Raw genomic sequence first — 8,508 nt, forward strand, 5'->3', positions numbered from 1 at the left:
TCTACCAGCGGTCCCGTTCGTCATTCACCGCAGGGCCAGCACGCCCACCCGCGCCTGGACAGCGCCCCAGCCAGCCTTAACTTCCCGGCCTTGGGTCAACACCGGGTGCGGCGAGATCTCCACGAAAGCGGTGTGACCGTCGGCCGCGGCAGCCGCGACGGCCCGGTCCAGACGCACGGGGCGCCGAAGGTTCGCGGCCCAGTGGCCGGCGTCGAAGGTGGAGTCCCCGCGGGGATCGTCGAGGACGGTGGAGTAGACGGGGATGCGCGGCCGTCTGCTCTCGATGCCGGACAGTGAGTCGACCAACTCCGGTAACAGGCCGTCGACTTGAGGTGAGTGGCCGGCGCCGACCACCCGCATGGCCCGAGCGGCTCGCCCTTCCTCCTCCAGCCGCCGCACGAGCCGCGCCACCGCAACCTCCTCGCCGGTGACCACCTTCTGGCCGGGGGAGGAGTGGACGGCGACATGGACGCCGGGGAAGTCCCTTTGCAGGGCGTCGAGTTCACCGTCGTCGACCTCGACGACCGCCATGGCGCCGCCCCGCAGCCGACCGAGCAGCCGGGCCCGTACGGCGACGACCCGCGCCGCGTCAGGCACATCCAGGGCACCCGCGCACACCGCGGCGGCGACCTCGCCCATGGAGTGACCGATCACCGCGGCGGGTTCCACACCGTAGGAGCGCCACAGCTCGGCGAGTGCGACCTGGAGGCCGAACAGGACCGGCTGGGCGACCTCCAGCAACTCCAGCCCCTCGCCGGAGACCAAGTGGTCGTACAAGGACAGCCCGCACTCCGGGGCGAGCTGCGCGTCGATCTTCTCCACGGCGGAGACGAAAGAGGGCTCCTCCGCCAGCAGCCGGCGCCCCATGCCGGCCCATTGACTGCCGTAGCCGGAGAACACCCACACCGGTCCGCGCCCGACGAGATCACTCTCGCCGGTCAGGACCCGTGCGTGCGGACGTTCCTGTGCCAACGCGCCCAGCGCGTCGGCGAGTTCACCGCGATCAGCGACGACGGCAGCCCGCACCGGCCCCCGGCCGGCCCGCCCGGCGAGTGTGCGGGCGATGTCGGCCGGTCGTGCGGCGCCTGCCTCGGACGTGCGGAGCCAGTCGGCCAGCCGGGAGGCGGTGTCCCGCAGACGCTCGGAGTCGACGTCGGAGAGGAGATGGAGGCGGGCGGCGGGTTCCTCGGCGGGCGGCGGTGACAGGACGGCGGGCCGCCATTCCTCCAGCACCGCATGGGCGTTGGTGCCGCCGAAGCCGAACCCGGAGACCCCGGCGGTGGCCGTGCCGCCGTAGCGCGGCCACGGCTCGGGCTCGGCCACCACCCGCAGCGGAGCGTCGCCCAGAGAGCTGCCCTGCGTGCAGTGCAGGGACGGCGGCAGGACGTCGTGGTGCAGCGCGAGCACCGTCTTGACCAGCCCGGCGATACCCGCGGCCGACTCCAGATGGCCCAGGTTGCCCTTGACCGAGCCCAGCAGCAGCGGCTGGTCGGGGTCACGGCCCGCACCGAGGACGGCGCCGAGTGCGCCCGCCTCGATCGGGTCGCCCAGCGGGGTGCCGGTGCCGTGCGCCTCGACGTAGTCGACTCCGGCCGGGTCGAGTCCGGCCCGTGCGTAGGAGGTCGCCAACAGGGCTTGCTGGCTCACGGGGTTGGGGGCCAGGAGGCCGTTGGAGCGGCCGTCGGAGTTGACGGCCGTGGCGCGGATGACGGCGAGCACGCGGTCGCCGTCGCGTTCGGCGTCGGACAGCCGCTTCAACAGCACGGCCGCGCAGCCCTCGCCGCGTCCGATGCCGTCGGCCGCCGCCGAGAACGGCTTGCACCGCCCGTCCGCGGCCAGCGCCCCGGCCCGTTCGAAGGCGACGCCGATGGTGGGGGAGAGCAGCACATTGACGCCCGCGGCTATCGCCACGCCACTCTCGCCCGTGCGCAGACTGACGCACGCGTGGTGCACGGCCACCAGGGAGGAGGAACACGCGGTGTCGACGGCCATGCTCGGCCCACGGGTGTCCAGCACATACGCCACCCGGCCCGCGGTCACGCTCAGCGCCGCACCGGCAGGGGCCCACGGGTCGACGGCGCTCACGTCGGCGCCGGTGAGCCGGCCGTACTCGGGGGCCGAGACACCGACGAAGACTCCGGTGTCGCTGCCGGCGAGCGAGGCGGCCGGGACGGCGGCGTGGTCGAGCGTCTCGTGGACGACCTCCAGGAGGATCCGCTGCTGCGGGTCCATCACCGCGGCCTCGCGCGGGGTCGTCCGGAAGAAGTCGGCGTCGAAGCCCGCGATGTCGTCGAGGTAGCCGCCGTACGAGGGCGCGTCGGCGGGCGGGAAGTGGGTGAAGTCCCGCCACCGGTCCTCGGGCACGCGGCGGATCGCGTCGATGCCCTCGCTCAGCAGCTGCCAGTAGTCGCCCGGCCCGTGCACGCCCCCGGGCAGTCGGCAGCCGACCCCGATGACGGCGACGGGCTCACCGAGGTCGCCGGCGACAGGGGCCGGTCGGCCCACGGCCTCCACCTCGCTGGTGCACAGGCGGACCACCAGCGCGTCGCCGGTCGGCGCCTCCCACAGCAGCGTCGCCGGCAGCTCCCGCCCGGCAATCCGGGACAGCTCCCCGGTCAGGACCACCGCGTCCCGCGAGGCCATGCCGAGGTCGGCGAGCGGCCGGTCCATCGGGACGGCTTCGGGGGCGGATCCGGTCCAGGCGGCCACCCGTTCGGCGATGAGTCGGCGTATCGCGCCTTCGTCGACGGCTCTCATCGCGCACGCTCCGCCGTGCACATGCCCTCCAGACACCCCTGATGGCGCAGCTCTCGGGAACCCCTGCCGCTGGAGGTGTGGGGCTTGGTCGGGGCGGGACCGGTCCACGCCGCTGTCCGCTCCGCGGTCAGCCGGCGTATCGCACCTTCGTCGGCCGCTCTCATCGCGCACCCTCCGCCGTGTAAGCGCCCTCCAGGTACCGCTGACGGGTCAGCGCCCGCGACACCTTGCCGCTGGACGTGCGGGGGACCACGCCCGGCGCGACCAGGACCACCTCGGCCGGCCGCAGTCCGTGCCGGTCCGAGACGGCGGCGCGTACGGCGCGTGTGAGGGCCGGTACGTCGATCCCGGCGAGGCTTGTGCCCCGTACATGCTCGGCCACCACGACCACCTGCTCACCCGCGTCGCCCGGCACGCCGAAGGCGGCCAGCCGGTCTCGCCGCACGGCCGGATGTGCGTCCTGGACCGTGGCCTCCACGTCCTGCGGATAGTGGTTGCGGCCGTCGACGACGATGAGGTCCTTGAGCCGGCCGGTGACGATCAACTGCCCGTCCAGCACCGTGCCCAGGTCGCCCGTACGCAGCCAGCCGCCGGGCCAGGCGTCGGACTCGGCGCCGAAGACGAGCCGGGTCTGCCGCTCCTGATGCCAGTAGCCGCGGCCGACGTTGGGGCCCTGCACCCAGATCTCCCCGACCTCGCCCTCGGACATCACGGCCCCGGACGCGGGATCGACGATGCGCACTCGCTGGCCCGCCGGAGTGCCGCAGCCCGCCAGCAGCACCGCCCGGGAGTCCTCGGGCCGCGCGGGCAGGGCCTTCCCGGAGGCGAGGGCGTCACGGTCGAGCGCGAACCGGCACAGCGGCTCTCCGGGCCGGGCCGCGCTGACGAAGACGGTGGCCTCGGCCAGACCGTACGACGGGCAGTGGACATCCGGTGACAGACCTTGTGCCGCGAACGCGGCATGGAAGCGGTCGACCGTGCCCGGGCGGACCGGCTCACTGCCGTTGATCAGCGCAGCGATCCCGTCCAGCCGCAGATCCGCCTTCTGCACGTCGGTGACGGCGGAGGCGCAGTAGTCGTAGGCGAAGTTGGGCGCGGCGCTCAGCGCACGCGGATGCGCGGCCAGCAGCCGCAGCCAGCGCGCGGGCTCGTGCAGGAACGCGACCGGCTCCATCAGCACCGACAGCAGGCCGCGCACCACCGGGGCGGCGACACTCAGGACCAGTCCCATGTCGTGGTACAGCGGCAGCCAGCCCACACAGGTCACCGGGTGGGCGCCCGCGCCGTAGGCGGTCAGCGCCTGACGGGCGTTGGCGACGACGTTGGCATGGGTGATCTCCACGCCCGCCGGGGTGCGGGTCGAGCCGGAGGTGTACTGGAGATAGGCGATCTCCGCAGCGTCCGGCACGACCGGCTGCCAGTTTCCGGCGGCGGCGTCGGGCACCTGATCGGCGGCGACGATCCGCACCGCCGTGCCGTCACAGAAGTCCCGCACCTCGTCCACGACGCGGCTCGTGGTCACGGCGACCGCCGGACGGGCGTCGGCGAACACGGCCGCCAGCCGGTCGGCGTGCCCAGGCAGGCCGGGCGGATACAGCGGTACGGCGGCCAGGCCGGCGGCGAGCGCCGCCAGGAAGGCGGTGACGTACTCCGTGCCCTGCGGGCACAGCAGCGCGACCCGCGCGCCCGGCTCGGCCTCCTCCGCGAGCCGGGCGGCCAGCGCCCGCACCCGCAGGTCAAGGCGCCGCCAGGTCAGCGTGCGGTGGACGCCACGCGAGTCGGGGGCGGGATGGTCGACGAAGGTGAACGCCCGGCGGTCGGGGGTGGTGTCGGCCCAGTGCCGCACATACTCCGGCAGACTCCGGAACACGGGCGCGAGCGGGGGGCGGCGGCTGTCCATGGGGCATGGCTCCAAACGTCGCGGGGTACGGCTTGCGGGTCACAGCAGTCGCAGCGGGCAGGTGAACTCGCCGGTCAGAGCGGGATGTTGCCGTGCCGGCGCTCCGGCATCGGGGCCCGCTTGCCGCGCAGCGCGCGCAGGGCACGGCAGACATGGGCGCGGGTGTCGCGCGGGGCGATGACGTCGTCGACGTATCCGCGCTCGGCGGCCAGATAGGGCGTCCCGTGGGTGCTTTCGTACGCGGCGACCAGGCTGGCCCGCAGCGCCTCGGGGTCGTCGGCGGCAGCGAGTTCCCGCCGGTGCAGCACGCCCACCGCGCCCTCGGCGCCCATCACGGCGATGCGGGCGGTGGGCCAGGCGAGGTTGATGTCGGCGCCCAGGTGCTTGGAGCCCATGACCGCGTACCCGCCGCCGTACGCCTTGCGCACCACCACGGTGACCTTCGGGACGGTCGCCTCGGCGTACGCGTACAGCAGCTTCGCGCCGCGCCGGATGATCCCGGCCTGCTCCTGGCGGACCCCGGAGAGATAGCCCGGCACATCGGCGAAGGTCAGCAGGGGCACGCCGAACGCGTCGCAGAACCGTACGAAACGCGCCGCCTTCTCGGAGGCGTCGATGTCGAGGACCCCGGCGGCATGCAGCGGCTGATTGGCCACGACGCCGACGGACCGGCCCTCGACCCGGGCCAGCGCACAGATGATGTTGGGCGCGAACAGCTCCTGCACTTCGAGGAGTTCACCGTCGTCGACCACCGCGCGCAGGATGTCCCGCATGTCGTAGGCCTGCCCCAGCCGATCCGGCACCACCTCGTCCAGCCACGCCCCGCCGGGCACCTGTCCCGACGCGTACTCCGGGGGCCGCTCCAGGTTGTTGGCAGGCAGATACGACAGCAGATCCCGTACGGTGTCGAAGGCGTCCTGCTCGTCGGCGGCGAGGAAGTGTGCGTTGCCGTTGACCGCGTTGCTGGTGCGGGCGCCGCCCAGGTCCTCGGCGCTGGTCCGCTCGCCGGTGACCGCCTCGATGACGTCGGGCCCGGTCACGAACATGTGCGAGGCGCCGTCGACCATCACGGTGAAGTCGGTGATGGCGGGGGAGTAGGCGGCCCCGCCGGCGCACGGCCCCAGGACGACCGAGATCTGCGGGATCACCCCGGACGCCCGCACATTGCGGCGCACCAGCTCGGCGTAGAGGGCGAGCGAGGCGACGCCCTCCTGGATGCGCGCGCCGCCGCCGTCGTTGAGCCCGACGACCGGGCAGCCGATGCGCAGGGCGAGATCCATCAGCGCCACGGTCTTCTCACCGAAGGCCTCACCCATGCTGCCGCCGAAGACCGTGGAGTCCTGCGCGAACACGCACACCGCACGGCCGTCGACCGTGCCGTGCCCGGTCACCACCCCGTCGCCGTACGGACGCCGGGCACCGTCCCCGGCGGGCCGCGCCCGTACGAACAGGCCGGTCTCGGTGAAGGACCCCGCGTCCAGCAGCCGTTCGATCCGCTCCCGGGCGCCGAACTCCCCACGCCGCCTCGGCCCGCCCGAGGACATGGCCTGCACCCTACGGCCCTCCAGCTCGGTGATGCGCCTGGCGGTACGGTCGGGAACGCGCGTCGCCGTCTCCCCGGCACGGGATGTTGTCGCCTCTCGCGTCACAGCCACCTCCGAAGTGGCTTTCGAATATGGCAGCGACGCAGGGGCCGAATGAGGGAATCGCTGTTCTATTTGCGGGAGATGAGTCCCGCGGTGCCGCTGTTGCTCCGAGCGTGACAAGCAGACGGCGAAACCGGGCGGCGACACGGTACGGAGGGCGAGCCCCAGGCGCCCTCGGCGCAATCAGCCTCCCGACCCGATCGGGCGGACGGCGTCCAGCAGGGTCTTGCGGGCGGCGATCGAGGCGTCCGTAGCCCGCGGCCGTCGCGTCGTAGGCAACGGCGATCGGCGAAAGCCGCGCTCGCGGAGCGGGCACGCGGCAGCCGGCGGCTCGGCCACCTGCCGGTGGTAGGCGTCCTTGGTCAGCAGACAAAAGCCTGCCCCAGGCTGCAGCTGCCCATCGAGCGCCACGACCGCCCCACATGCGCCCAGCCGTCACACAGCGCACCCTGGTGCCATGGCCGACGCACAGCCCATCGTGATCTACCCGCCCGCCGAGGACGGCGGCCGGAGGGTCCGTGTGGGCGACCATTTCCGCGGGATGGCATACGGGCTGCTGGACATCGTCGAGTTCCTGCGGCTCGCGGGTCTGGAGGACGCCGAAGAGGAGTGGGTGCGGGAATCCGGGCTGGTCGAGTGGCGGGGCGGCGGCCCGGATGCGTGGCAGCACTGAGCGCCGCATGGCCGCACGACGCAAGATGTGCTTGGCACCGGGCACCTGTTTTCAGCGCGAGGGCGGATGCGGGCGGCCGTTTCGGGCGCGTAGGACAAACAGTCGCTCACCGATCGGCTGATGACGAGCTCGGCGATCACGGCGACTCGCCCCGCAGGTTCCGCGCCTACCTGCGCCGCCGTGGAGCCCGCTGCACCAGCCCATACCAGGGCGGCGAGCCTCATGCCGTCGAGTGCGCGACCAACCGACTCAAGAACTCGTCGGACCGCCGCTACAGCGGTGCTGTCCGGTGCGACGCCCGTTGGAGTCGCGGGCCGCGCCGCGGGCAAGTCGCTCCAGGCTGCCTCAGTGATTGCGGAATCGCAGTCCGTCAAGGCGTCCGAGACCGTCAGCCGGGCGACGCGCGGGTGGGACGGCGGGAAATTGATCAATGGTCGGAAGCGGCACATGATCTGCGACCATCGCAGCCTCGTCCTGTTCGTCATGGTTACTCCGGCCGATGCCCGGGGCTCGTTCGCGGCACGGGAGTTGCTGTTCCGCCTGGCCCTTCTGTATCCGGATCGCCATCGTCTGGGCCGACTGCGTCCATGCCAAGAACGGTCCGGTGCCCTGGGCGAAGGAGTACCTCGACATCACCCTCAAGACGGTGCGGCGCCCGCCGGAAGCCAAGGGCTTCGTCGTGCTCCCGCGCAGATGGGCCGTCGAACACGGTTGGGCGTGGATCACGAGGGCCCGACGGCACTGCCGCGAGCGCGAACGTCTGCCTGAGGTGAGCGAGGCGCTGATCATGTGGGCGGCGATCACAAGTCGACCCGGCGAGCTCAACGGTCCCTCGTGTCGGCGTGCTTGTCGTCGTGCGATGGGGCAGGCGATCATGCTCGTGTGACAGCCGATTGGTTGGAGCGGAGCCTGCTCGATGCGGTCCGCGACGGCGAGATGCTGGACCTGGTCGGTGACGGGCCGGTCGACGAGGCCGCGATGCGGTCCTGGGACGGCGCCCGCACCGTCCCGGCGGCGTTGATCCGTGACCTGGTCCGCGGCTGCCGGGACATCGAGGCGGACCCGCACGGGCTGCGGCTGCGCGGAGCGCGCATCACCGGCCGCGTCGACCTGGCGAACATCACCAGCGATCTTCGGGTCGAGCTGGTCGACTGCTTCGTCCCCGACGGTCTGAACCTGTGCGACAGCCGGCTGCCCGGCCTCGTGCTGGACGGTTCCTTGTTCGGGCACCCCGCGGGTTCGCACGACCCACCGGTTGACGCCGCACGCTTCACCGCGCCGACGATGACGATGCGCGGAGCGGTTGCCGACGCCGACACACCTTCCGGCGCGGTCCGGTTCCTCGGCGCCCACCTCGGTCTGCTGGATTGCGACGGGGCGCGGCTGGAGAACACGTCCGGTCCCGCCCTGCACGCCGAGTTTCTGCGGGTCGATCACAGCGTGTTCCTCCGCGACGGGTTCTGGGCCACCGGCGTCGGCGAACAGGGCGCGGTCAGGCTCGCCTACGCCCATCTCGGTCGGCTGGCATGCGA

At 72.7% G+C, this 8,508-nt stretch carries 5 protein-coding genes and 2 pseudogenes; 4 read left to right on the forward strand and 3 right to left on the reverse strand.

The features are described from left to right. Window positions 1–24 precede the first annotated feature (24 nt). The 3 genes from AB0N07_RS35060 to AB0N07_RS35070 form a co-directional block, all read right to left on the reverse strand. Window positions 25–2,757 (reverse strand): beta-ketoacyl synthase N-terminal-like domain-containing protein, encoded by a 2,733-nt coding sequence (locus AB0N07_RS35060; RefSeq protein ID WP_365842154.1) that lies wholly within the window; start codon window positions 2,755–2,757, stop codon window positions 25–27. Window positions 2,758–2,917: 160 nt separating this feature from the next. Continuing rightward, window positions 2,918–4,657 carry a fatty acyl-AMP ligase gene (locus AB0N07_RS35065; protein WP_365842156.1) on the reverse strand — a complete coding sequence of 580 codons (1,740 nt, stop codon included), beginning with the start codon at window positions 4,655–4,657 and terminating at the stop codon, window positions 2,918–2,920. 74 nt (window positions 4,658–4,731) lie between these two features. After that, window positions 4,732–6,201, reverse strand: a complete 1,470-nt coding sequence (locus AB0N07_RS35070; protein WP_365842201.1) for an acyl-CoA carboxylase subunit beta — start codon at window positions 6,199–6,201, stop codon at window positions 4,732–4,734. A gap of 559 nt (window positions 6,202–6,760) precedes the next feature. On the opposite strand from AB0N07_RS35070, the gene AB0N07_RS35075 reads away from it, so the two are divergent. The 4 genes and pseudogenes from AB0N07_RS35075 to AB0N07_RS35090 all read left to right on the forward strand — a co-directional run. Further along, window positions 6,761–6,976: a hypothetical protein gene (locus AB0N07_RS35075; protein ID WP_365842158.1), complete on the forward strand. Its 216-nt coding sequence runs from the start codon at window positions 6,761–6,763 to the stop codon at window positions 6,974–6,976. Window positions 6,977–7,198: 222 nt separating this feature from the next. Next, window positions 7,199–7,510 (forward strand): annotated as a pseudogene (locus tag AB0N07_RS35080) (transposase); the annotation flags it as partial. Between the two features lie 70 nt (window positions 7,511–7,580). Then, on the forward strand, window positions 7,581–7,862 hold the full coding sequence (locus tag AB0N07_RS35085; RefSeq protein ID WP_365842205.1) for a hypothetical protein: 282 nt from the start codon (window positions 7,581–7,583) through the stop codon (window positions 7,860–7,862). Continuing rightward, window positions 7,859–8,508: pseudogene (locus AB0N07_RS35090) on the forward strand (hypothetical protein); the annotation flags it as partial. The gene AB0N07_RS35085 and the pseudogene AB0N07_RS35090, both read left to right, overlap by 4 nt.

The sequence above is a fragment of the Streptomyces sp. NPDC051172 genome, from assembly GCF_040682555.1.
GTDB lineage: Bacteria > Actinomycetota > Actinomycetes > Streptomycetales > Streptomycetaceae > Streptomyces.

Coding starts and splice junctions, on each gene's coding strand:
- AB0N07_RS35060 (WP_365842154.1), bottom strand. CDS start 2,757: ATGAGAGCCGTCGACGAAGGCGCGATACGCCGACTCATCGCCGAACGG.
- AB0N07_RS35065 (WP_365842156.1), bottom strand. CDS start 4,657: ATGGACAGCCGCCGCCCCCCGCTCGCGCCCGTGTTCCGGAGTCTGCCG.
- AB0N07_RS35070 (WP_365842201.1), bottom strand. CDS start 6,201: ATGTCCTCGGGCGGGCCGAGGCGGCGTGGGGAGTTCGGCGCCCGGGAG.
- AB0N07_RS35075 (WP_365842158.1), top strand. CDS start 6,761: ATGGCCGACGCACAGCCCATCGTGATCTACCCGCCCGCCGAGGACGGC.